This window comes from Martinezella multihospitum (assembly GCF_900094585.1).
Classification (GTDB): Bacteria; Pseudomonadota; Alphaproteobacteria; order Rhizobiales; family Rhizobiaceae; genus Rhizobium; species Rhizobium multihospitium.
The window spans coordinates 258,919-282,566 of sequence record NZ_FMAG01000004.1; the positions used below are offsets into that span (position 1 = coordinate 258,919).

Here is a 23,648-nt window from a genome sequence, read left to right on the forward strand (position 1 = left end):
ATTGTGCGCTTTTAATGGCTTTACGCGCTAGAGCCGGATTTCCCCGCAATTCGCGAAAGACATTCTAATTTTTCAAGCTATTTCCGCGCGAATTTCTTCTGATTTCAGAGCCATTATTTGATGGTCGAAGACATCGCTCCGTCCTGCGCAATCGTTCGATGCAGCTCATGCAAGAGGATATGCCTGATACTTATAGCGGCAAGGTGACAAAGCCAAACTATTTCCGCCGGATGGTGAAACCCGCGCAGACCGCAGCCATGGAGGATTGGGGCGAGCCTCCATATCCAAAATGGAGGCCGACCGAAGATTGTGGACTCCAATCCGAATGCAGCGTCTGATCATATTTGTCCGGCGCGATATCGGTCGGCAATGTGCCTGCAGGCGCGGATGGTCAGGGCCATCACCGTCAGCGTGGTGCCGGCAATGCCGCTCCCCGGAAAGGCGGAAGCATCCGTCACGAGCAGGTTGGGGATGTCCCAGCTCTGATTGTGGGCATTGAGGACGGATTCCTTGCTCGACAGTCCCATGCGCGCACCGCCGGTTTCATGGATGGCGGCGCCCATGCACATGGTCTTGCGAAACCATGTGCGGAACATGAAGCGGCTGAACGGATCGGCATCGGGGAAGGCGCCGCGGCCCATTTCCCTGAGGCCAGTGGGCGAGCCGATGAATTCCAGTTCGCCGCCGACGCCACGCACCATGTCGATTAGCACCTCTTCCTGCCTGCGCAGCAGGGCATGTTCCTCCTCGCCCATGACGCATCGGATATGGGGCACAGGAATCCCCCAGGCATCCCTGCGCCCTGCACTGAGCGTGATGCGATTGTCGGCATAGGGCAGCATGCGGCCGAAGCCGAAGAAGGCGAGCCGGGAAGGCTCGTCATCCGGCGTCGGCGCCCGGCCGATGCTTCCCTGATAGTCGAAATCATCGCGGCCTGCGTCGCCCTCTCCAAAGCGCGGCACGAAGATGCCGCCGGAGGGATTGTAGAAGGGATCGACCGGAGCAGAATCATCGGCCGCCCATCCCTTCGCCTTGGAGAAGGAGCCGAAGGCAAGGCATGGAAGCTGGTCCATGAAATAGCGCCCGAGGGCGCCCGAGCTGTTGCCGAGCCCATCAGGATGGCGAGCGCTGGACGAATTGAGAAGCAGCCGCACGCTTTCGATCGGCGATGCGGAAAGCACGATGAGGGCCGCGCGCGCGGTTTCGACCTTGCCGGTCACGCGATCGATGAACTCGGCTCCCGTCGCTCGGCTGCCGCTATCGTCAGTGGTGATACGACGCACGATGGCATCATGGCGGATGGTCAGCCGTCCGGTCGCCAACGCTTCTCGCAGGGGTTTCGGCGTCCGCTCGGCGTCGGGCGCGATATAGCGCCAGGAAACGACATGCCGCTTCGGCCAGCGTCCTTCGACCTCCGTCTTGAAGGTCGTTTCGGCCGGCGTCAACTTTGCCGGATGCGCATAGACGCCATCGGGCAATGTCTCCACGCCATCCTCATTGCCATAGAGACCGAGGCTCGCTTCGACCTCGGCATAATAGGGTGCGAGCTCGTCATAGGAAAGCGGCCAGTCGACGCCCTTGCCGGTCTTCGAGCGGATCTTGAAATCATCGTCCGTCCAGCGCAGCAGCACCCGGCCGAAACTGTGCAGGCGGCCACCGCCCTGGCGGCCGCGTATCCACAGGAATGGCGCATCCTTCGGGGTGGTATAAGGGTTCTTGCGATCATTGACGAAGAAATGGCTGAAGCGCTCGGTAAAGAAGGCGGCGCGCGCCTGGATGGGCTGGCCCTTGAGCGTGGCGCGGGCGCGCTCCCAGATATTGATGCTGCTCGCCGGCGCCTTCTTGCGGTTCGGATCGAAATCCTTCTGGGTCACCGCCGGCCCGGCTTCGAGCAGCAGGACCGAAAGCCCTTGGGCAGTCAATTCCTTGGCAGCGAAGGAGCCGGCGGCGCCGGAGCCGATCACCAGCGCGTCATAGACAGTCTGAGACATGGATAACTTCCGTATGCTTTGGAGGTGATCTTAGAGGCGAGTGCCATCAGCGCCGAAAAGGGAGGCCTTGGCGATATCGAGGCCAGGTGTGATCGCCGTACCCGGCTGAAGGGCGGCATCTCCCATGATACGATAGGAGAGGCTTTGGCCTGCCCAGTCGAACCACAGCACGGTGTCGGCGCCCATCGGCTCGACGACCGAGACGGTGCCCGGAATGGTGGGCCAACCTACGTCCGCGCCATTCGGCGCTATATGCTCCGGCCGGATGCCAAGCGTCGCGGGACCTGCCTTGACGGTGCTCAGGAAGGGATAGCCGGTGAGGGTGATGGCAAGTCCGTTGCTTTCGAAGACAGGCGTATTCGCCTTCAAGACAATCTCGCCCTCGATGAAGTTCATAGCCGGCGCCCCGATGAAGCCGGCGACGAAGAGATTGGTTGGGCGATGGTAGATCTCGGATGGACTGGCGAGCTGTTGGATCACGCCGTCCTTCATGATGGCGATGCGATCGGCAAGGGTCAGTGCCTCGACCTGATCGTGCGTGACATAGATCATCGTGTTGCCGAGGCTCTGATGCAGCTTCTTGATCTCGACGCGCAACTCGTTGCGCAGCTTGGCATCGAGATTGGAGAGCGGTTCGTCGAACAGGAAGACGTTCACTTCGCGCACCAGCGCACGACCGATCGCGACGCGTTGGCGCTGGCCGCCCGACAGTTCCGAGGGGCGGCGGTCGAGCAGTTTGTCGAGGTGCAGAAGCGAAGCCGTGCGGGCGATGCGCGCCTCGATCTCGGCTTTAGGAAGACCCGCCACGCGCAGGCCGAAGGAGAGATTCTTGCGCACCGACATGCGGGGATAGAGCGCATAGGATTGGAAGACCATGCCGATGCCGCGATCCTTCGGTTCGGCCCACGTGACGTTCCTGTCCGATATCCAGATCTCGCCGTCGCTGATATCTTGCAGGCCGGCAATGGAGTTGAGAAGGGTCGACTTTCCGCAGCCGGACGGCCCGAGCAGCACGAGAAATTCGCGAGGCGCGATGTCGATCGACATCTTGTCGATGACGGTGTGATCGCCATAGGCGATCTTGAGATCCTTGACCGAGACGGCTGGCTGCATGGCGTTACCCCTTGACGGCGCCGGCGGCGACACCACGCAGGAACCAGCGGCCGGAGAAGAAATAGATAGCGAGCGGAACGACGGCGGTCAGGATGGTAGCAGCCATGTTCACATTATAGGCGCGCTCGCCCATGGTGGTATTGACGATATTGTTGAGCTGCACCGTCATCGGCAGGTTGTCCCGTCCGGCAAAGACCAGGCCGATCAGGAAGTCGTTCCAGATGCCGGTAAACTGGAAGATCGAGGCGACGACGATCATGGGTACAGACATGGGCAGCATGATCTCGAGGAAGATCCGCCAGAAGCCGGCGCCGTCGACGCGGGCCGCCTTGCAGAGTTCCTCGGGAATGGCGACGAAATAGTTGCGGAACAGCAGCGTCACCAGCGGCAGGCCGAAGATCACGTGAACGAGGACTACGCCCGCTACTGAGTTATAAAGGCTCAGATTGGCAAGCAGCCGCACCAGCGGGTAGAGGAAGATCTGGTATGGGATGAGGCCGCCGGCCATCAGGAGCCCGAACAGCAGGTTCGAGCCTCTCGGCCGCCAGAAGGAGAGGGCATAGCCGTTGATCGCGCCGATGAAGACGGAAATCGCCACGGCCGGCACGGTGATCCTGACCGAATTCCAGAAGCCGATGCGCACGCCCAGGCATTGGGTACCCATGCAGGCTCCCGACCAGGCCGTCTTCCATGCGTTGAAATCGATGGTGTCGGGCAATGCGAAGATGCGGCCCTGGCGGATTTCTTCCATCGACTTCAGCGAGGTGACCAGCATCGTATAGAGCGGCAGCAGGAAGAAGAGCGCCGAAAGGATGAGGAAGGCATAGAGCCCGATCTGACCTGCCGTAAGCCATGACGGTTTGGGGCCACGGGGATGAAGAGCCGCCATCAATGTGCTCCCCTTCTTCTGGCGCGCATGTGAAGCGCATAGCGAAACGGCGCGACGGCCATGACGACCGAAAGCACGAGCACGGTGGCGCCGGCGCTCGCAAGCCCGAGGTTCTGGCGCTCGAACAGATTGTCCATGATGAATTTTGCCGGCACCTCGGTCGAATAGCCGGGGCCGCCGCCAGTCTGTGCGACGATGAGGTCATAGGTCTTGATCACGCCCATGGAGAGCAGCATGCCCGATGCGGCAAGCGCCGGCCCAAGCTGCGGCAGGATGATCGAGGTATAGATGCGCCAGACCGGAATGCCGTCGATCTGCGCCGCTTTCCATTGCTCCTCGCCGATCCCGCGCATGCCTGACAGTGCGATGACCATGACGAGGCCCGCACCCTGCCAGACGCCGGCAAAGACCACCGTATAGATCGCCATGTCGCGATTGACGATCCAGTCGAAGACGAAGCTCTGCCAGCCGAGCGCCCTGACGGTCGCCTGAATGCCGAAGGTCGGGTTCAGCATCCACTGCCAGATGAGGCCGGTGACCACGAAGGACATGGCATAGGGATAAAGAAAGATGGTGCGAAATACGCTTTCGAAGCGAACCTTGCGATCGAGCGCTGCGGCGAGCACGAAGCCGAGAGCAAGGCATCCGGCGACATAGAGAACGCCGAAGATCAGCACGTTTTCCAGGGATGCGAGCCATCGCGATGTCCGGAACAGCTTGGCATATTGGGCAAAGCCGACATAGTTGGACGACGGGAAGATGGTCGAATCCGTGAAAGACAGGCGCACTGACCAGACCATCGTGCCGATATAGACGAAGATCGCAGCTATCCATGTCGGCAGCAGGGCAAAGGTCGCAGCAAGGGGACGTCTGCGCTTGGTTTGCATAGGCAAACTTTCTCGAAAGGATGGGTGGAGCCGATCGACAGGGAACTCCGACGATCGGCTCGCTGGAAGGCTATTCGAAGATCGCGAAGAACTTCTCTGCACCTGAGGCGCTATCCTCGGACGGGTTGGTCCAGAACTCGTCGACGAAGTCGTTGAGTGCGCCGGCCTGCTGCGGCGAGAGGATCAGAGCCTGATCCGGCACGATCTTGCCGGCGCTCATCAGCTCAAGGCCTTTTTGTGCACAGACATCGAGCTTCGTCTTGTCGACGTCGGTGCGCATCGGCACCGAGCCCTTCTTCAGCGAGAATTCGACCTGCACGGTCGGATCCATGGCGACCTCCGCAAGCAGGGTTTGGCCCTTTTGTGCGGCCGCATCAGCGATCTTCGGGAAGGAGAAGGAATCGGCGACATAGACCATTCCCGGAGATTGCGGCGCGAGCATGCAGCCATAATCCTTGCCCAGCTCCTTGCCGGCGGCGACGAATTCACCCTTGGCCCAATCGCCCATGAACTGCACGCCGGCCTTTCCGGTGATGACCATGGCGGTCGCGTCGTTCCAGTTGCGGCCGGCGGCCCCTTCATCGACATAGGCGCGCAGCTTGCCGAGAATATCCAGCGTCTTCTTCACGCCTGCCGTCGATGCGTCGCCCTTGTCCTTGTCGACATAGATCCTGAGAAAGCCGTCAATGCCGACCTGGGTCAGCAGGATCATGTTGAAGACCTTGGATTCCTGCCAGGATTGGCCACCCCAGGCGACCGGTTGAATACCGGCGGCCTTCAGCTTGTCGAGTGCGGCGAAGAATTCGTCCCAGCTCTTCGGCTCCTCGCTAAGGCCAATCTTGGCGAAGGCATCCTTGGAATAGAACACCCAGCTTTCGCCGTGGGCGCCGGTCGGGGAGAGGTAAACCTTGCCGTTATAGGAGATGAGGTCGTAGATCGATTTCGGCAGGACATCGGCCCATTTGCCGGCTTTCGCCACATCGTCGATCGGGTTCATAAGGCCCTGATTGACGAAATCGGCATTGGCAAGGCCGAGCACGGCCTGCTTGGCAGTCGGCGGGTCGCCCGCAACCAAACGGTTCTGGAAAGCCGCATCAGCCGCTCCGAAGCCGGCAATGGAAGAGTCCTTCCAGACGCCGCCGCGCTTTTCGAACTCCTGTTTGACGACGCCGAGGGCGGCGGCCTCGCTGCCGGAGGTCCAGGAAGTCATTACCTCGGCCTGCGGCTTGTCTTCCGCATGGGCAGGCAGGGAGGCCGTAATGAGTGCGGCCCCCATCAATAGCATTTTCACTGTATCTTTCATCGTTCCACCTCTTCAGGAAAGCCCTCTTGGCGGGGCTATTCGTTTTCGGATTGTTGGTATCAGCGATAGATCGGCAAGAGCGCCTGTCTGACGAGCGTCAGCCCGTTGGCGATATCGCCGGCCGGATCGGGCGCTGCATCCAGCTCGAGTATCGCCCAGCCTTCGTAGCCGCGGTCGCGCAGCAGCCTGGCCCAGCCCGGCCAATCGACCCGGCCAAGACCGAAGCCGCAGAAATACGGGCGATGGCGATCATGAATATGTTCGTTGATTACGGTGTCGGCCGGCATCGGGCCAAGCGCATCCTTCCAATGGGCGATGATGACGCGCTCATGGTGACGATCGACAAGCTGCAGCGGATCGGAGCCGGCGACGATAATATGCGCCGTATCCGGGCACATATGCACGTAGGCGGGATCGGTCAGCAGCATCAGCAGATCGACATCGCGCGCTGCCGCGAAGATCGAATGCGCCTCGGTGTGGAGAGCAAGCCGCACACCCTTGGCGTAGAGAGCGGCGCCGAGGCGATTGAGGAAATCGGCAATCTTGCGCGCCTGTTCGAAATCGAAGAACCGCGCCGGTTGAGCGCCGAGCGTCTGGCGAAGCGGCGCGCCGATGACCATGATGTCGCTGCCGCAAGCCTTGAGAAACTCGGCATATTTTTCGGCCTTGTCGATGATGGCGGCCTGCGCGGATGCCTCGGTGAAATCGCCGGCGGCTTCGAGTTCTGCGAAGAAGCCGCTCGCCAGCGTCAGCCCACGCCTGGAAAGCTCTGCGGCAAAGTTCTCGACCGAACCATAGGTCTTCGTCGCATCCTGCCAGTTGAAGGGCGAGAAGGTCAGCTCCACGCCGGTGACGCCGGAGGCTTGCACGGCATCCAGTATCTTGTCCCAGAAGGCGCGCGGCTCATTGCGCGATAGCGCGATGATGCCGTCATAATCCTCCACGCCCCAAAATCCGGGGTGGAAAAAGGTGACGAGATCGACACCAAAGCGCAGCCGTTCCGTTGAGGTCATGAGACTATCCATTCTTAAGGCATGAAAGATCGCTCGCGGAACCACGATCCACGGCAAATAATCCATAATGATTTCAATGCACTGCAATTGGCAAACGTTTGCCGTGCCTGAATAGTAGACAAGTCGTTTTTATATGCAAGTGATTTTTGGCAAACGTTTGCTAAACGGCTGGGATTGCCGTAGCATCCCGCGCAACAGGCATTGGGAAGGACGCCAAAAAGTGAAGAATAACAAGGATCTGCCGGCAGAAGAGCATTCCGGCCCTCTGATGGCGGATGTCGCGCGGCTGGCAGGCGTCGCAATCTCCACGGTGAGCCGGGCGCTCGCCAATCCCGGTCGTGTGAACGAGAAGACCCGCGTCAAGATCGATGCCGCTGCCAAGCAGCTCGGCTATACGCCCAATGCCATGGCGAGAGGGCTCCGTGTCGGCAAGTCCAATGTCGTCATGATCATTTTGCCGGGCTCGCTCTATTACGGTGTTTCGCAGGTCATTCCCCTGGTCTTGCAGGGGATAAACCGGTCGTTGAGCCAGAACGGCTATCATCTGATGATTGCCAACCTCGATCGCGACGAGGCTTCCGAGCGTCACATCCTCGATTTGGCTTTTGGCGGCACGGTGCGCGGTGCCATCATTCTTTCCTCGGATCTCCCTGTCGATGGTGGCCGCTCACTCAAGGATTCGGCCCTGCCGATCGTCTCCCTTTTGTTCGATATGAGCCACGCGGCCCTGCCGAGCGTCGTGACCAATGATCGACAGGCCGTTCGCGAGGCCACGGCCGAATTGCTTGCCCTTGGCCACCGGCGTTTCCTTTATCTTGCCGGTCCGCAGGGCAATTATCACGACAATGAACGCTATCTGGGTGCCGTTGAAGCGCTTGCCGCCGCGGGTCTGCCGGAGACCGCGATCGTCAGGTCCGGCGGTAGCCTCGACTATCAGCACGGTTTCCAGATCGGCGTCGCTGCCGCTACGGAATTTGCCGATCTCATCTTAAAGCCGACGGCCGTCATTGCCACGAGCGATGATATGGCGATTTCCTTCATGAGCTGCGTTCAACGCATGGGCTGGAAAATTCCGACAGATCTTTCCATTGTATCCTTCGACGGCGCTCCGGTCTGCGAATATTCGCTGCCGCCATTATCGACCATCGAACAGCCGGTAGAGGAAATGGGCCAGATGGCCGTAAACTTGCTGATGGAGCGGATCGATGCGCCGGATAAGGTGACGGCTCAGCGTCACGTCATCGAAAGCAAGCTCATTCGGCGCGAAAGCTTTGGCCCGGCGCCGTCAAATGTTTAGGGACGGCATTGCATCGCTCTCATCGGTGCCTCCATCCCGTCCGAGCGACGAACGGAACAGTCTCGGCGTCGTTCCCGTCCGCCGTTTGAAGATGTCGTAGAACCGGCTGCTGGAGCCGAAGCCGCAATCATAGGCGATCTGTAGGATCGGGCTGTTCGTTTCGGCGAGCTGCTGCATCGCCCGGGCCAGGCGATAACGCGTCAGATATTCGTTGACCGGGATGCCCAATACGCTGCGGAAGATCTTGTTGGCCGTGCTGGGATGGATGCCGGCGAGCTCCGCCAGCATCGGCAGGCTTACCGGTTCGCAATAGCGGGTATGGATAAGGTCGGTCAATGTTTCGGTGCGCTGCACCGCAATGCTGACGGCAGGTGTCGAGCGCCGTCGGGCGAAGTCATGATTGTCGTCAGGAGCATCGAGGACGAAACGCCGTATTCTGAGCTTGACTTCGTCGAGGATCAGCCGACGCCGAGCCGTGTCGCCATGCTCCCAGTCGGCCATCCATTGCGGCAGGAGCACAGCGTCGGCGGGGTAGGGGCGGGTATCGGCCGAAAACCGTCCCTGCATGATCGACTGCCGCACGTTGCGATCGATCGGCAAGCTCAGGAAATCGACGAGCGGAAGATAGATGCAGATGAGCGGAGCATTGGGAGTGACTGCAATCGTCCTGTGCGGAATGGCGGCCCAGAACAGCACCAGTCGTCCCGCTTCCACCTGCTCCTGCCTTCCGTTGAAAATATAGGTCATCTGCCCTTCCATGAGGAGGTTCAGCTCGACATGGTCGTGCCAATGCGCAGCGCTCATGGCGTCGGCGATGTGCTGCTCGATCAGAAAGCCGCCGGCGGATGTGATGAGCGCCTCGCGCTCGACGGAATTGCTGGGTTTGGACATGGGGCCTGCCTGGTGGCGCGAATCCGGGAATAATTTCATTGATAGCAGGAGGAAATTCCGAATTGAAAGAGGCATTGAGGTTCAAAGCCATTCCATGCGGAGATCCCTTCATGCCAAAGATCTGCCTGATCGGTGCCGGCAGCACCGTCTTTGCCCAGAATATTCTGGGCGACGTCCTTTCCAGTCAGAGCGGTGGCGACTATGCCATCAGCCTCTTCGACATCGATCCGGAACGCCTGAAAACATCCGAAATCGTTGCCCGTCGGCTCTGCGAGGCGCTGCATCTCGACAAGGTGCGCGTGGAGGCGACGCTTGATCGCCGGGAGGCGCTAAATGGCTCCGATTTCGTCATCCTGATGATGCAGGTCGGTGGCTACAAGCCGGCGACCGTGACGGATTTCGAGATCCCGAAGCGGCATGGCCTCCGGCAGACCATCGCCGACACGCTCGGGATCGGCGGCATTTTCCGCGGGCTTCGCACCATTCCCGTTCTCGAAGCGATCTGCCGCGACATGGAGGAGGTCTGCCCGAACGCATTGCTGATGCAATACGTCAACCCGATGGCGATCAATTGCTGGGCGATCAAGGAGATTGCTCCGAGCATCCGCACCGTGGGGCTTTGTCACAGCGTGCAGCACACGGCCGCCCATCTTGCCGATTGTCTCGGCGAAGACGTCGCCGATATCAACTATCTCTCGGCCGGCATCAACCATGTCGCCTTCTTTCTCAAATATGAAAAACTGCGCGCCGATGGCAGCCGCGAGGACTTCTATCCGCGTCTGCGCGCTCTGGCTGAAGAAGGACGCATTCCCGCTGACGATCGAGTGCGTTTCGACGTTCTGAAAAGGCTTGGCCACTTCGTCACGGAATCGAGCGAGCATTTTTCCGAGTATACGTCCTGGTACATCAAGGAAGGCCGGAACGACCTGATCGAGCGGCTCAATATTCCCCTGGACGAATATATCCGCCGTTGCGAGGTCCAGATCGCCGAGTGGCACGAGTTGCGCCGCGATCTTGAAGGGGGCAAGCCGATCGATGTTCGCCGGAGCAATGAATATGCGGCCGGCATCATTCATGCGGCAGTCACCGGCCAGCCCGCGCTGATCTATGGAAATGTCCCGAATAACGGCCTGATCCAGAATCTGCCGAACGAATGCATCGTCGAAGTTCCATGCCATGTCGATCACAACGGCATTCAGCCGATCCGCATCGGGCGGATACCTTCGCAGCTCGCAGCCGTCATGCGCTTAAGCGTTTCCGTGCAGGAGCTGACGGTCGAGGCGGCGCTGACGAAGAAACGGGATCGCATCTATCAGGCAGCGCTGCTTGATCCACACACCTCGGCGGAGCTGTCACCCGATCAAATATGGGCTCTTGTTGACGATCTGATCGAGCAACACGGCAGTCTTTTGCCCGCCTACCATTAGCCCCGCCATGTCTTGACCGACGGTAATTCACGAGCGCGGTCTCTTCGAGAGAGGAGGCCGCGCTTTTGCGTTTTTGGTTCGATGGCGATCATGAAATAGATCAAAAAAGATCAGAATTATGATTGACATTGATCTTATTGGGTGGAAGTCTGAGCGAAATAGAAATGATTGTGAAAGAGGGACCTTCGTTGAGCCAGGCCGGGGGAGTGAAAGTCGATCGTCTCGATGCTATTCGCAGCCATCTATACGCGAACGGATTTTCGACCATTCAGGCGCTCGCGGACGCCATCGGCGCTTCCCTGGCAACGGTGCGCAGGGACTTGCAGGTCCTTGAACGAGAAGGCGCTATCGACCGCGTGCATGGCGGCGCTCGCATCGCCGAGGGCTCCTCGGTGGAGCTTGCCTTTCAGGAGCGGGCCAAGCGGCATCTGTCGGCCAAACGTGCAATTGCAACAGCTGCCCACGATTTGCTGAGCCCGCGCACGGCAATCTTTCTCGACGCCGGAACCACCGTCTTGCAGCTCGCGCGTCTTATCCGCCTGAACCCGATGCCGCTGCGCATCTTCACCAATGGCCTGACGGTGGCACAGGAATTCCTCAACATCCCCAATCTGGAAGTCGTCTTGCTCGGCGGGCAGCTTCGCAGCGAAAATGCTTCGCTCGTCGGGCCGCAGGCCGAAGCGATGCTCGAGAGCATCTGGTTCGACCAGCTCTTCCTCGGCGCAAGCGCCATCAGCCCGGACGGCGCGATCTATAGCGTCGACAGCGCCGAAGCGAGCCTCAACAAATGCATGCTCAGCCGCTCGGCGCACCGCTTCGTGCTTGCTGATTCCTCGAAGTTCGGCACGATGGCGACCTATAAGGTCACTCCCCTGAGCGCTGCGAAGATGATTACCGATGCGGGTCTTTCCGCGCATTGGCGCAGCGAACTTGTCAATCTCGGCGTCGAGACGACGATTGCGGATCTCGGGGCACCGGAATGAGCGACGATCTGATCCTCGGCATCGATGGCGGCGGCAGCAAGGTGCTGGCGGCACTTGCCGACAGAGCCGGCAACGTGCTGCTCATGTCGCGCAGCGGCGGCGTCAATCCGATGGACAATCCGAACTGGCGGCGCGAACTGGATCTTGCCCTGCGCCCTTTCCTGGAGCGGGAGCAGCCGGCGGCCGTTGCTGCCGCGCTGCCGGCCTATGGTGAGGTCGCCCACCTGTCGGAACAGCAGCGCGAGGCGATCGAAAGCAGCTTCCCCAAAGCGAAGCGGTATATTCTCAACGATGTCGATGCGGCTCATCTCGGCGCCTTTGCCGGTCAGCCGGGTATTTTGATCTTATCCGGCACCGGTTCGATGGCCTGGGCACGCAACAGCGCTGGCGCGTCTGCGCGCGTCGGCGGCTGGGGTGATGTCATCGGCGACGAGGGCAGCAGCTATTGGATCGGGCGGGCAGCTCTCAGCTTCGTCAGTCAGAGCCTCGACGGGCGGGCACGTCCGACCGTGTTGGCGAAGGCCATGTTCGAATTCCTGAGTCTCGACAGCATCGACCCGGTCAATGCGCTGGGAGGATGGGTGAGCGAACTCGAAAACCCTCGCGCCGAGATCGCTTCCCTCTCGGTTCTCGTCGATCGCGTTGCTCGCGCTGGTGACGGAGTAGCGAAACAACTGATCGAACAGGCGGCATCCGAACTGGCAAAGCATGCCGAAGCCATAGCGCCGCATTGCGATCCGGGCGCCGACTGGACCCATGCCGGCGGAACATTTGCAAGCCGCGCCCTGCTTGCCGCACTCGAGCGGCGCATCGGCCGCCCGGCCGTGAGCCCGAAGCTTCCTCCCATTGGCGGCGCCCTTCTGGCGGCCGCTCGTCTTCTCGACTGGCCGGTGGATGACGGTTGGATCACGCAAATCGCCGCGACGGCAAAGACCACAGCGGTGCATTCAGGTGAAGCAGACCTCAATAACAAGGAAAGAAGGGAACATGCATAAATTTACTTTGCCATTCGTCGCTCTGGCGGCGCTCGTTGCCGCCGTTCCGGCTCTCGCTCAGGATGCGAAACCGCTTGCTGGCCAATCGATCACGGTGTTGATGCCTTCGCCGCAGGCGCCGAACATTCCCGGCGATTTCGAAGCCGAGACCGGTATCCACGTCAACATGCAAACCCTGTCCTGGGACGATATCCGCCCCAAACTCGTCACCTCGCTGATTGCAGGGACGGCTCCGGCCGATGTCACCGAGTTCGACTGGTCTTGGACCGGCCAGTTCAGCGCCGCAGACTGGTATCTGCCGCTCAACAACGTGATCGACGCCGATACGGTCAAGGATATCGGCGTCTCCAAGATCTTCACGGTCAATGGCAATTTGCTGGGCGTGCCCTATACCAACGACTTCCGCGTCATGCTGATCAACAAGAAGCATTTTGCCGATGCGGGCATCACCACAATGCCGAAGACACTCGACGAGCTTGTCGCCGCCGCCAAGCAAATCAAGGAAAAGAAGATCGCGACCTATCCGATCGGCCTGCCGCTTTCGCCGACCGAAGGCGCGTCGACGAGCTGGTATCTGCTGACGAAAGCCTTCGGCGGCGAGCTGTTCGACAAGGATTTCAAGCCGCTTTTCGTCTCGAAGGATTCCGCCGGCTACAAGGCGCTGGCCTTTGAATTGATGCTGCTGAAGGAAGGTCTCGTCGATCCCGCCTCCACCGGCCTCAAGGACAGCCAGATCAATGAGAGCATGTTTGCTCAAGGTGTGACTAGCATCATGATCTCGGGTGAGCCGGGCAGGATCGGCCAGATGAACGACCCGAAGCAATCGAAGGTGGCGGGCCAGGTAGAGGCGATCCTGGTGCCGACCGCAAGCGGCGAAACCCGCAGTTTCGGCCTTCCCGAAGCGCTCGCCATTCCCCGCGTTTCGCAGAACAGGGAAGCAGCCATCGCCTTCGTCAAATGGTTCACCAGCAAGGACTTCCAGAAGAAGAATGCGGCCAATGGCGCATTGCCGACCCGCACATCGGCGCTGTCAGAGCTCAATGCTGCCGGACAGCTGCTGAGTGGCGATACGCTGGTCGCGCAATCGAAGACGGTCGAGCCGCTGTTCCCGCAGGGCACGCCCCCCTGGTATCCGGAATTCTCCAGCGCGGTAAATACGGCCATCAATAGCGCCGCGAAGGGCCAGGTCAGCGTCGATCAGGCTATGCAGAACATCGCCGAAGCTGCAAAGCAGGCTATGGCGCAATGACCATTGCAATCTCTGCCGGTGGCAGGAGCAGGCGTGGTGCCGGCGTGAAGGCCGACACCATGCTGGGCATACTGCTTGTCTCGCCGATCCTGATCACGATGGCGGCCCTTGTCTTCTACCCGATCGGAAGAACGATGTGGGATAGTCTGCACAGGGTCAATCCGATGCAGGCGGGAACGCCTTTCGTCGGGCTGGAGAACTACACCCGCATGCTCTCCGACGCGGCGCTTGGCACGACCTGGATCAACACATTTCTCTATGTCGTGCTTGCGGTCGTTGCTGAAACGGTGTTCGGCGTGCTGGCTGCCGCTCTCATCAATCAGGTCAAGGTCGGCCGGCAATGGCTGCTTGCAGCAGTCGTGCTGCCCTGGGCACTTCCGGGCGTCGTCAATGCGGTGATCTGGCTTTGGATCTATCAACCCGGGGCGGGATTGCTGAACGGTATTCTGTCGGCCGTGGGGCTGCCATTCGAAAACCACGTCTGGTTCAACGATCGCACCAGCGCCATCATCGCGGTCACTGTGGTCCACGTTTGGCGCATGATGCCCCTGACCGTCGTGATCGTGCTTGCCGCCATGCAGAGCATTCCCGCCCATCTTTATGAGGCGGCGCGCATCGATGGCGCAACGCGCACACAGATGTTCGCCTTGGTCACGCTTCCGCTGGTGCGCAGCGCCATTGCGGTTGCCATGACCAACGCGACCGTCAACGCCTTTAACCTCTTCGACGAGGCTTGGGTGCTGGCAGGCTCCAGCCTTGAGACGCGACCCGTTCTCGTCCAGATCTATCTCGAGACCTTCCAGAACCTGCGCTTCTCCTATGGCATGGCGCTATCGCTCGTGATCACGCTGGTCTCGCTGCTGGTCTCACTCGTCTATGTCCTGCGCGTCTATCGCAACACCCGGTTTGACTGATGAAACAGAGCCTTTCCCATCGTTTGCTGATCTGGGCCGGCATTGCGGTTCTCCTTATCTGGTCTCTTGGGCCAATCTACTGGACGCTTGCCAGCTCGATCACACCGACTGAGGATTTTTCGGCGCGACCCATCCATTTCTTTCCGCAGCATTTCACGCTGGATCATTTCTCGCGCCTCTTCGGCATCGATATTGCACGGATCGGTGGTGTTCAGGTCTGGTCGCAGTTCCGCGCCGCACTCATCAATAGTATCGTGACTTCGGTGGCTGCAACGCTCCTTTGCGTCGCGATATCGGCACTCGGAGCCTATGCCTTCACGCGCATCCAGTTTCCGGGGCGAGGCTTCCTGTTTGCAGCTGTCGTCGCGACGCTCGCAATCCCCGGCTATGCGGTACTCATTCCGCTTTATCGGATCATGATCAGCCTGCATCTGGTCGACACCTATGTGGGCGTGGCGCTGATCTATGTGTCTGCCTACCTGCCCCTGTCACTCTGGCTGTTGCGCAGCGTCTTCGAGGCGTTGCCGATCGCACTTGAAGAGGCGGCACAGCTCGATGGCGCCGGCAGGCTCTACATCTTCTTCAACATTGTACTGCCGCTCGCCGGTCCCGGGCTGACGGCGGCAGCCATCCTGACCTTTCTTGGCGCATGGGGGCAGTATCTCGTTCCGCTCATCTTCTCGCCGCAGGCGACGAAGCCCCTGACGGTGCTGATCCCGGAATTCGTCACCAAGAACTTCATCGACTACGGGCTGATCACGGCAAGCGGATCGATTGCCATCATCATTCCCGCCCTGGTCGTCATCTTTCTCAATCGATACCTCGTCAGCGGTCTGCTGGCCGGATCGGTCAAGTAAATCGGAGCTAGCATGAATACGACGGAAAAGGTGATCTTTGAGCAATTCCCCTATTGGGAAAAGGCGATTGGACCGGTCTCCGCCCCGCATGATGCCGAACTGACGGTTTTTCTCGGCTGCGGCACATCCTACAATCTCGCTTTGTCGCTTGCGGCTCATGCCAATCTTGCCGGCTATCCGGCGATTGCCGCGCCGGGTGCGGAATGGCTGAACCGGCCGGCCGGCCTCTGGCCACGCTGGCAGAAGGTCCATCTGGTGGCCCTTTCGCGCAGCGGCGAAACGACGGAAACGGTTGCCGCCGCCAAGGCCAGCCGCAAAGCCGGTGTTTTCGTCACCGCCATCACGGTCGAGCCCGAAAGCTCGCTTGCCAAGAACTGCGACCGGCTGATCGAAGCGGCGACCCATGGCGATGAGGGCATCGTCATGACGGTCTCGGCGAGCCTGATGCTGCTTCTGGGCATGCAGATGGTCGGCGTAGAGATTCCGCCATCGATCGCCCAATCCGCACGCCGTCTGGCTGATCAGCTCGATGCGGCTCTCCCGAAGATCATCGAAGATCGGTCGCATTTCGTTTTCCTCGGCAGCGGCTCGCTCTACGGCATTGCCCTGGAAGGTGCCTTGAAGCTGATGGAAATGAGCCAGATCATCACTCAGGGCTTCCATCCCCTGGAATACCGCCATGGACCGATCAGCCTCGTCGATGGCAACACGGCGGTCGTCATGCTCTACAGCGCTGACCAGAAGGCGGCGGAAGCGCTGCTGGTCGAGGAGCTGCGGCAAAAGGGGGCGACCGTCATCGGCTTTGGCGGCCCCGGCGATCTGGAACTGACCGTCGATTGCGATCCGGCACTCGCGGGCCTCTGCGTGCTGCCGGCCCTGCAGATCCTCGGCGAACGCGCAGCGCAGTCGAAGGGTGTCGATACGGTATCGCCCCGTCATCTGACCAAGGTTGTGATGCTCGGATGAACGCCTTCGTCGAACACAATCGTAGCATTGCGCTGAAGAAGCTTCTCGGCGGTCGCGCCAAGGCACTGCCGCGCGGGATCACATCGGTCTGCTCCGCGCATCCGCTCGTTATTGAGGCGGCACTGAAGCGAGCAGCCTCCGACGACGCGGTCGCGCTTATCGAAGCGACCTGCAATCAGGTCAATCAGGAGGGCGGCTATACCGGTATGACGCCACGCGATTTCCGGCGTTTCGTCGAAGACATAGCCGCCGCAGTTGGCTTCCCCGTCGATCGCATCATCCTCGGAGGCGATCATCTCGGCCCGAACCCATGGCGGAAGCTGCCCGCAGAGGAAGCAATGGCGAAGGCCGAGGCAATGATTGCGGCCTATATCGAGGCGGGTTTCGAAAAGATCCATCTCGATACATCGATGGGCTGCGCGGGCGAGCCCGTGGCCTTGGCCGACGAGTTGACGGCGGAGCGTGCCGCGCGGCTCGCTCGCGTGGCGGAAGAGGCCGCTCTTCGCTCCGGCCGCCAGCCACCCGTCTATATTATCGGAACCGAGGTTCCGCCGCCGGGCGGCGCCACGCATGCCCTCGACGAGCTTGAGGTCACGCGACCCGAGGCGGCGCTGAACACGCTGGCAGTGCATCGTGCCGCCTTCGCCAAGGCCGGTGTCGAAAGCGCTCTGGAGCGGGTAATCGCCATCGTCGTTCAGCCGGGCGTCGAGTTCGGCAATGCCAATGTCGTCCTTTACAGACCGGATCGTGCGGATGGTTTGGTTGGCGCTCTCGACCAAATGCCTGGCCTGCTCTTCGAAGCGCATTCCACGGACTATCAGCCTGGGGACGCGCTCGCCGCCCTCGTGGAGGGCGGTTTCGCGATCCTCAAGGTCGGGCCAGGCCTGACCTTTGCCCTGCGCGAGGCGCTCTATGGCCTTGATGCCATCGCGTCGGTTCTCGCCGGAAGGGCTCTGCCCGATGCGATCTATGCGACGATGGAGGCTGTCATGCTCGAAAATCCGGGTCACTGGAATTCCCATTATGGCGGCTCGGCCGAGGAACAGCGCTTGCAGCGGCACTTCAGCTATAGCGACCGCATCCGTTATTATTGGCCGGATGAGAAGGCCGCTGCGGCAGTCGAGACCCTGCTTGCCCGCTTCGAGGGCGATATTCCGGAAACGCTCATCAGCCAGTATCTCGGCCGGATCTATCCGGTAGTGGTCGCAAAGAAGGTTCTGCCTCGGGCGCGCGATCTCTGCATTGCGGCGATCGATGCGGCTCTGGAACCTTATTCTGCAGCCACGATCGCATAGGGTCGCCTTGGCACGCTACCTGGCCCTGGTGGTCGGCAAGGGCGCTGGCGATCAGACACTCGCTTTTCTAATTGGAGATTATAATGGCATCGGTAAGCGTGACGAGTGTTCGCAAGAGCTACGGTCACTTCGAAGTTCTGCATGGGGTGGATATCGATATCGCGGATGGCGAATTCGTTATTCTCGTCGGCCCTTCGGGCTGCGGCAAGTCCACACTGCTTCGCATGATCGCCGGACTGGAGGAGATCAGCGGCGGTGACGTCGCGATCGGCGGCCGGGTGGTCAACGATGTCGAACCCAAGAGCCGCGACATCGCCATGGTCTTCCAATCCTACGCGCTCTATCCGCATATGACCGTAGAGGCGAATATGGGCTTTTCGCTTCGGCTGGCCAAGGCACCGAAGGAAGAGATCCGGCAGCGCGTGCGTGATGCAGCGCAGATCCTCGGCCTCGAAAACCTGCTCGACCGCTATCCGCGCAATCTGTCCGGCGGCCAGCGCCAGCGTGTCGCCATGGGCCGCGCGATCGTGCGTCAGCCGCAGGTATTTCTCTTTGACGAACCGTTGTCCAATCTGGACGCCAAACTGCGCGTGCAGATGCGCTCGGAAATCAAGCAGCTGCACCAACGTTTACGCACGACCACGATCTACGTCACCCATGACCAGATCGAAGCCATGACGATGGCGGACCGGATCGTCGTCATGCGCGACGGCTATGTCGAGCAGATCGGCTCGCCTCTGGAACTGTACGACCGACCCGCCAACCTCTTCGTTGCCGGCTTCATCGGTTCGCCGGGGATGAATCTCATCCGCGGCAAGATCAGCAGTGCCGGCCCGCTGGAATTCGTCGCCGATGGCGGAGCGCGCCTTCCGTTGCCTGCCGAGCTCGATGTCACGCGCGGCGCAGAGGTTGTCTACGGCATACGGCCCGAAAACATTGCCATAGGCGAGGGCGGCATCGATGCCGAAGTCGTCGTGGTCGAGCCTACCGGGGCAGAGACCTTGATCGTCTCCCGCATCGGGTCCGACGATCTCGTCATAGCGCTGCGCGAGCGGGTCGCCACGCGGGCTGGAGGCCGTCTTTCGTTGATACCTGATCTTGAGCGGCTGCATCTTTTCGACGGAACGACTGGCCGTAGGCTGGAGTAAGCTCATTCACCGTTGCTTGCCGCCTCCGACCTCAAATTCGATTTGCGGCTCAGCATCCGAGGGCAGGCGGCACGACCGGTAGCGAGGAAGCCCTGGTTTCAGTTGGCAGCCAGCCAGGCTTGAATCCCTGTGAGGCTATGAAAGTCGTCGACTGCACGTACTCTTATACCGGGTAGCGCAGGAGCTGCCATCTCCGCCAGAGCTCGACCCGGCCCCAGTTCGAGGATCGTCGTTACGCCACGTTCGGCCAGGGCTTCGATCACGTCCGCCCAATCGATTCTCTCGGCCAGTTGCCGCGCAAGCCCACCGCGAGCGCGTTCCGGATTGACGACAAGCGTGGCACCGATGGCAGTCATGAGGCGCAGCGTCGGGCGGCTCATGACTGCCGAGGCAAGGGCTTTGTCGAACGGCGCCACCGCACCGGTAAGCCGTGGTGTATGGGAGGCGACATGCACTGACATCGGCGCAGCACGTACCGCACCTTCTTCCAGTGCGGCGGTGCATAGCGCATCGATCGATTGTCTGGCACCGCCGAGGATGAACAGGAGATCGGGGTTCACAATGGCGATCGCACAGCCGAAGCGATCGGCAAGCTCCTGTACTGCCGCCTTTGGCAAACCACGCACATAGCCGAGTCCGTCATCCGGCCCGCCTGCAGCATCCATTGCTCGCGCACGCTGATCGACCAGCCTCAAAGTGTCCATGGGCGACCAGATGCCGGCCACCCCCCAAGCCGCCATTTCACCGACGCTGTAGCCAGCCACCATCGCTTCGCCTGGCGCGCCGGTCGGGAAAAGGGCGCAAGTAATCGCAAGCGCACGCGTCACGCACAGAATCTGACCTTCGCGGTTTGCATGCAATGCGGCTTCGGGCGCGGTCCGGCAGAAGTCCGCTGGGTGCGTCCCGAGCACGGCGGTCGCGGCTTCGAAAATGGGCTGCGCTTCGGGTTCCGCTGCCAGCAACCGGAACATTTCCCGATTCTGATGACCTTGACCCGAACACAGCAGCGCGAGGGTCACGATTCAAACACCTCGGTAAACAGCGCCATGGCAAGGAGATCGGCGCAACCGCCCGGGCTGAGATTGCGTGCCACGAACGCCTCGTGAATAGCCTTGGCATCCCAGCGCCAGTTCGCCCGTCCGACCCCGCCATCCGCCAGGAAAGCGCGGGCCTTGTCACGCGCGAAATTCAACCCCTCGGGGCCGGCGCGATAAAGCAGATTGCTATCGTCGACCACCGCGATCAGGGCCATGCACGCATGGACCCTCGCGGCTTCCTCGTCACCCATGGCCAGGCGACGCCCCTCGGCAAGCGCAGGGCGGGCAATATCGTAGACGGACGGCATGCCGGCGGCAGCCTCGGCCCGCGCGCCGCCGACCTGGTAGCGTCGCGCCACGATGCCGCCATGACTGTCGTGCTCCGGTGTCCTGTTGAGGATGTCGTGTCCCCAACGCTGTGCGACAAGGGCACCGAGCGGTGCCTGCCAGTCGCAGGTCGCCGCCAAGCCGGCCGCCGCCGCCAGCAGGCCGAGGCCGAAGATGGCGCCGCGATGGGTATTCACTCCCACGGTCGCATCCCGCATTGTCTTTTCCGCTTCCATGCCGATTTGCCGCAGGTGATCCATGCCCATGTCCGTGGCGCCTGCCTCGGCAAGCGCGATGAAGAATGGCTCCAGCGTCCGAGCGCTGCGGCGCAGGAGAGCAGCATCCATATCGGCATGAGCGCCGTTGTCGATGTGGCTGACCAATCCTGGCTTGGGCCAGGTCTCCACCTCCAGGATCAGCGCACGTACGGCATGCCGCCCGATCAGCGCGGGATCGCAATGTTTGACGGTAATCGGGCTTAATTCGGCCAGCAATGGAAACGTCATGCGAAGAGCGTCTCCCATGCAATTAGGGCCGATCCGGTATGGGATTTAACAAGGAGCTCCGGGTTTTCCGTCAACCATTCCCGCCACTGGACGGCTGTGCCGGATGGCGTGATCAATTCCGCGTCGATCCGCATTGGCGCGTGTTCGGCAACATCGGTCAGTAAAGCCGTCACTTGCCTTGCATCCGCGCCCGAGCGGCACTCGACCAGAAGATCGAGATCGGAAGTATCGGTCAGATAGGAAAGGCCGGTCAGGTATTGCCAAGCCAAACTTCCGAAGCAGCGACAAGAGGGTGCTGACTCCAGAAGCGTGCCAATGGTCGGACGCCATCGTGCCGGTGCAGCGGGCAGCACGTCCCTCAGCAGAGGAGGAGGTGTCGTCCGTATCACGGCAGCGGGCGGGCAGGCGAGAGCTAGCCGTTTGCGCCCCATGCCTGGAGGAAGGGGCAGCCCCAAGGGTACGATATCCGCTGGGTCGCTGCAGATTCGGCGGCGGAAGATTGCGGGTCGTCCCAATTCCGCCCATGCCAGCAGATCGGGCTCCATTTCGCCCTGGACTTGTCCCTGCAGCAAGCCCGGCCATGCTTCGGAGCGCACATAGGCAAGATCGTGGCGGCGGAGGGCGGCGACATCAACCATGGAGCAAAGCCAGTCGTTCTACTTCGGCCGCAATCATGGCAGCCTTCGGTCGGCCGCCCCGATCTGCGCCCCATTGCGCGCGCAGATCACGCGAAACAGGCTCGGCAAGAAGTGCGGAGAGCTGAGCGTTCAAGGAGGCGGCCGGATCCCAGACTTCCGCTATGGCGCCGGTTGCGAGAAGATTATCGAGGCCGGGCGCGAAGACGGGCGTTGTCTCGGCCTTTTCTTTCAGCGTAGCGAGCGGCAGCTTGGTTACTCGGGCCATGGATGGCAGGTCCATGACTTCGGGCCAGGCGGTGGGCAGGGCTGCCAGCGATCCGCAGGCCAGTGCGGTGGCAATGAAGGCGCCGGCAGCACTGCCGCCATAGAGAAGGCCGACCGTGCGGTGTCCTGCACGCTCCGCCTGCCACAGGGCCTTCGCCAGGTGCGCCAGTGCCTCGCTGAGACCCAGCAGTTCATCACGCCGGCTCATACGTTGGCTGCCGGAGTCGACCAGGAACAAAAGGGGTGAACTGTCCGGCCGCCGGGCGACTGACAGGATATGCCCGGCCAGTGCTATCGCCTCATCGACGCCGGGATAGGTCTTGTCGGCAACGCCGATCAGATCGATCCGGGTTTGTTGGTCCAACCGACCCCAGCCGGTAACAAGCCCGTCCGCCTGCGTTATCTCATAGCCGGCGGGAAAGAGTGAGGACAGGATATCAGCGAGCTGCATCGGCACTCTCCCGATGGATATTGGCCGTGGTGAGGAAAGTCCCCATGTCCTGCTCCGGTATTTGCCCGGGGTCCTCAATCTGCAGCCGCGCCCATATCTCGGTGGCATCATGGGCATCGCCAAAATGGCGCAATCGATCTTCGAGCCGCGCCTGTTCTGCTTGCAGCACCGTCAGGTCTAAAGTGGCTGGCCGTTGCAGCGCGGCAATCACACCGGCGCGGAAAGCGGCGATATCGTCCTCGACGAAGACATCAACCACGCCGATCAGGTAGCGATGCTTGCCGCCCATGGTTCGCCAGACCAGCGCCCGATCGCGAGAGTCGAACTCTTCCACGCCTTTGTTCGTCTCGATGACTTCCGGACCGGAAACGGATAAACGACCCTGCTCGGAGATGACGAGTGCCGAACAGCAGCCGGCAATCAGGCTGCCTCCGCCATAGCAGCCCGCCCGGCCGCCAAGAAGACCGATGACGCGCGCACCCTCGGATCGCGCCTCCAGCACGGCGCGCATGATTTCGGAGATGGCCAGCTCACCGGCATTGGCTTCCTGCAGGCGCACGCCGCCCGTATCGAAGAGAATGACGATATCCCGCCGCATCTTAGCTGCGGCATGCAGCAGGCCTGTCAGCTTGGCGCCATGCACCTCGCCGATGGCACCGCCCATGAAGCGTCCTTCCTGAGCGGCCACCAGTACGGGGCGGCCGTCGATGCGACCGGCTCCGACGATGATGCCGTCGTCGAACTGCCGGGGTAAATCGAAGAGTGAGAGGTGAGGGCTCGTCTCCCGTCGTTCCGGGCCTAGGAATTCGGTGAAGCTGTCGGCGTCGAGCAGATGCAGCAACCGGCCACGGGCAGATTCTTCATACCAGCTTCGGTGCAGCTTGTGAGGATCGGTCATTCTGGCTTCTCCATCAGCCGCACACCCTGGGCCAGGCGCAGCGCCACCATATCCGGCCGGGCGCCGCCGTCATTGATCGTGATGCGCAGACCGCCGGCCGCGGAGCGTGCAGCGAAATCTTCGGTAACCGCTGCCCACAGATCGGCGAAACCATGGGCCGGCGTCGCGATCTCGATGACGCACCGGTCGGGTGCCTCCCGCCGTTCAAGCAATACTTCGAGGTTGCCCGACGCGACGACGCCCACCAAAGCGACGGCGCGGGTCCCGCCGGTCTGCGTCGATTGCAGTTCATAGAGCAGATTTTCCATG

General features: G+C 61.1%; 23 protein-coding genes. 10 read left to right on the top strand and 13 right to left on the bottom strand.

Features of this window, described 5'->3' with window-relative positions:
- Positions 1-338: 338 nt before the first annotated feature.
- From GA0061103_RS17380 to GA0061103_RS17405, 6 genes are all read right to left on the bottom strand, one after another.
- Entirely contained in the window at positions 339-1,991 is a 1,653-nt protein-coding gene (locus tag GA0061103_RS17380) for a GMC oxidoreductase (RefSeq protein WP_092713243.1), read from the bottom strand.
- A 30-nt stretch (positions 1,992-2,021) separates the two neighbouring features.
- Positions 2,022-3,104 (bottom strand): ABC transporter ATP-binding protein, encoded by a 1,083-nt coding sequence (locus GA0061103_RS17385; protein WP_092713245.1) that lies wholly within the window; start codon positions 3,102-3,104, stop codon positions 2,022-2,024.
- Positions 3,105-3,108: 4 nt separating this feature from the next.
- Positions 3,109-3,993: a carbohydrate ABC transporter permease gene (locus GA0061103_RS17390; protein WP_092713247.1), complete on the bottom strand. Its 885-nt coding sequence runs from the start codon at positions 3,991-3,993 to the stop codon at positions 3,109-3,111.
- Entirely contained in the window at positions 3,993-4,880 is an 888-nt protein-coding gene (locus tag GA0061103_RS17395) for a carbohydrate ABC transporter permease (RefSeq protein ID WP_092713249.1), read from the bottom strand. The genes GA0061103_RS17390 and GA0061103_RS17395 overlap by 1 nt, the downstream gene beginning before the upstream one ends.
- A 70-nt stretch (positions 4,881-4,950) precedes the next feature.
- Positions 4,951-6,183 (bottom strand): ABC transporter substrate-binding protein, encoded by a 1,233-nt coding sequence (locus GA0061103_RS17400; protein WP_092713251.1) that lies wholly within the window; start codon positions 6,181-6,183, stop codon positions 4,951-4,953.
- Positions 6,184-6,242: 59 nt separating this feature from the next.
- Positions 6,243-7,196: a sugar phosphate isomerase/epimerase family protein gene (locus tag GA0061103_RS17405; RefSeq protein ID WP_092714332.1), complete on the bottom strand. Its 954-nt coding sequence runs from the start codon at positions 7,194-7,196 to the stop codon at positions 6,243-6,245.
- A gap of 220 nt (positions 7,197-7,416) precedes the next feature.
- On the opposite strand from GA0061103_RS17405, the gene GA0061103_RS17410 reads away from it, so the two are divergent.
- A complete protein-coding gene (locus tag GA0061103_RS17410; RefSeq protein ID WP_092713253.1) occupies positions 7,417-8,493 on the top strand; it encodes a LacI family DNA-binding transcriptional regulator in 1,077 nt (358 codons plus the stop codon).
- Here GA0061103_RS17410 and GA0061103_RS17415 read toward each other — a convergent pair.
- Positions 8,482-9,384, bottom strand: a complete 903-nt coding sequence (locus GA0061103_RS17415) for a helix-turn-helix domain-containing protein (protein WP_092713255.1) — start codon at positions 9,382-9,384, stop codon at positions 8,482-8,484. The two genes, GA0061103_RS17410 and GA0061103_RS17415, sit on opposite strands and share 12 nt — an antisense overlap.
- Positions 9,385-9,494: 110 nt before the next feature.
- Here GA0061103_RS17415 and melA point away from each other — a divergent pair, with 110 nt between their 5' ends.
- The 9 genes from melA to GA0061103_RS17460 all read left to right on the top strand — a co-directional run bounded on the left by melA (position 9,495) and on the right by GA0061103_RS17460 (position 19,218).
- Complete coding sequence (melA, locus tag GA0061103_RS17420; protein WP_092713257.1) at positions 9,495-10,811, top strand: alpha-glucosidase/alpha-galactosidase; 1,317 nt, start codon at positions 9,495-9,497, stop codon at positions 10,809-10,811.
- Between the two features lie 188 nt (positions 10,812-10,999).
- On the top strand, positions 11,000-11,794 hold the full coding sequence (locus GA0061103_RS17425) for a DeoR/GlpR family DNA-binding transcription regulator (RefSeq protein ID WP_092714334.1): 795 nt from the start codon (positions 11,000-11,002) through the stop codon (positions 11,792-11,794).
- Positions 11,791-12,789: an N-acetylglucosamine kinase gene (locus tag GA0061103_RS17430; protein ID WP_092713258.1), complete on the top strand. Its 999-nt coding sequence runs from the start codon at positions 11,791-11,793 to the stop codon at positions 12,787-12,789. Before GA0061103_RS17425 ends, GA0061103_RS17430 begins: the two co-directional genes overlap by 4 nt.
- On the top strand, positions 12,782-14,038 hold the full coding sequence (locus GA0061103_RS17435; protein WP_092713260.1) for an ABC transporter substrate-binding protein: 1,257 nt from the start codon (positions 12,782-12,784) through the stop codon (positions 14,036-14,038). The genes GA0061103_RS17430 and GA0061103_RS17435 overlap by 8 nt, the downstream gene beginning before the upstream one ends.
- Positions 14,035-14,952 (top strand): carbohydrate ABC transporter permease, encoded by a 918-nt coding sequence (locus GA0061103_RS17440; RefSeq protein ID WP_092713262.1) that lies wholly within the window; start codon positions 14,035-14,037, stop codon positions 14,950-14,952. The genes GA0061103_RS17435 and GA0061103_RS17440 overlap by 4 nt, the downstream gene beginning before the upstream one ends.
- The gene (locus GA0061103_RS17445; protein ID WP_092713264.1) at positions 14,952-15,809 is read left to right on the top strand and encodes a carbohydrate ABC transporter permease; all 858 of its coding nucleotides are present in this window, start codon (positions 14,952-14,954) and stop codon (positions 15,807-15,809) included. The genes GA0061103_RS17440 and GA0061103_RS17445 overlap by 1 nt, the downstream gene beginning before the upstream one ends.
- 12 nt (positions 15,810-15,821) lie before the next feature.
- Entirely contained in the window at positions 15,822-16,775 is a 954-nt protein-coding gene (locus GA0061103_RS17450; protein WP_092713266.1) for an SIS domain-containing protein, read from the top strand.
- The gene (locus tag GA0061103_RS17455; protein ID WP_092713268.1) at positions 16,772-18,070 is read left to right on the top strand and encodes a D-tagatose-bisphosphate aldolase, class II, non-catalytic subunit; all 1,299 of its coding nucleotides are present in this window, start codon (positions 16,772-16,774) and stop codon (positions 18,068-18,070) included. Before GA0061103_RS17450 ends, GA0061103_RS17455 begins: the two co-directional genes overlap by 4 nt.
- Before the next feature lie 83 nt (positions 18,071-18,153).
- On the top strand, positions 18,154-19,218 hold the full coding sequence (locus tag GA0061103_RS17460) for an ABC transporter ATP-binding protein (protein WP_092713270.1): 1,065 nt from the start codon (positions 18,154-18,156) through the stop codon (positions 19,216-19,218).
- Positions 19,219-19,316: 98 nt separating this feature from the next.
- On the opposite strand, the gene GA0061103_RS17465 is transcribed toward GA0061103_RS17460, so the two are convergent.
- The 6 genes from GA0061103_RS17465 to mdcC are packed head-to-tail and all read right to left on the bottom strand — an operon-like array spanning position 19,317 to position 23,647.
- The gene (locus tag GA0061103_RS17465) at positions 19,317-20,237 is read right to left on the bottom strand and encodes an ACP S-malonyltransferase (RefSeq protein ID WP_092713272.1); all 921 of its coding nucleotides are present in this window, start codon (positions 20,235-20,237) and stop codon (positions 19,317-19,319) included.
- Entirely contained in the window at positions 20,234-21,088 is an 855-nt protein-coding gene (gene mdcB, locus GA0061103_RS17470) for a triphosphoribosyl-dephospho-CoA synthase MdcB (protein WP_092713274.1), read from the bottom strand. The genes GA0061103_RS17465 and mdcB overlap by 4 nt, the downstream gene beginning before the upstream one ends.
- A complete protein-coding gene (gene mdcG, locus GA0061103_RS17475) occupies positions 21,085-21,726 on the bottom strand; it encodes a malonate decarboxylase holo-[acyl-carrier-protein] synthase (protein WP_092713276.1) in 642 nt (213 codons plus the stop codon). Before mdcG ends, mdcB begins: the two co-directional genes overlap by 4 nt.
- Positions 21,719-22,441, bottom strand: a complete 723-nt coding sequence (locus tag GA0061103_RS17480; RefSeq protein ID WP_092713278.1) for a biotin-independent malonate decarboxylase subunit gamma — start codon at positions 22,439-22,441, stop codon at positions 21,719-21,721. The genes mdcG and GA0061103_RS17480 overlap by 8 nt, the downstream gene beginning before the upstream one ends.
- Complete coding sequence (locus tag GA0061103_RS17485) at positions 22,428-23,339, bottom strand: biotin-independent malonate decarboxylase subunit beta (RefSeq protein ID WP_092713280.1); 912 nt, start codon at positions 23,337-23,339, stop codon at positions 22,428-22,430. The genes GA0061103_RS17480 and GA0061103_RS17485 overlap by 14 nt, the downstream gene beginning before the upstream one ends.
- Complete coding sequence (gene mdcC, locus GA0061103_RS17490; protein ID WP_092713282.1) at positions 23,336-23,647, bottom strand: malonate decarboxylase acyl carrier protein; 312 nt, start codon at positions 23,645-23,647, stop codon at positions 23,336-23,338. The genes GA0061103_RS17485 and mdcC overlap by 4 nt, the downstream gene beginning before the upstream one ends.
- Position 23,648 lies beyond the last annotated feature (1 nt).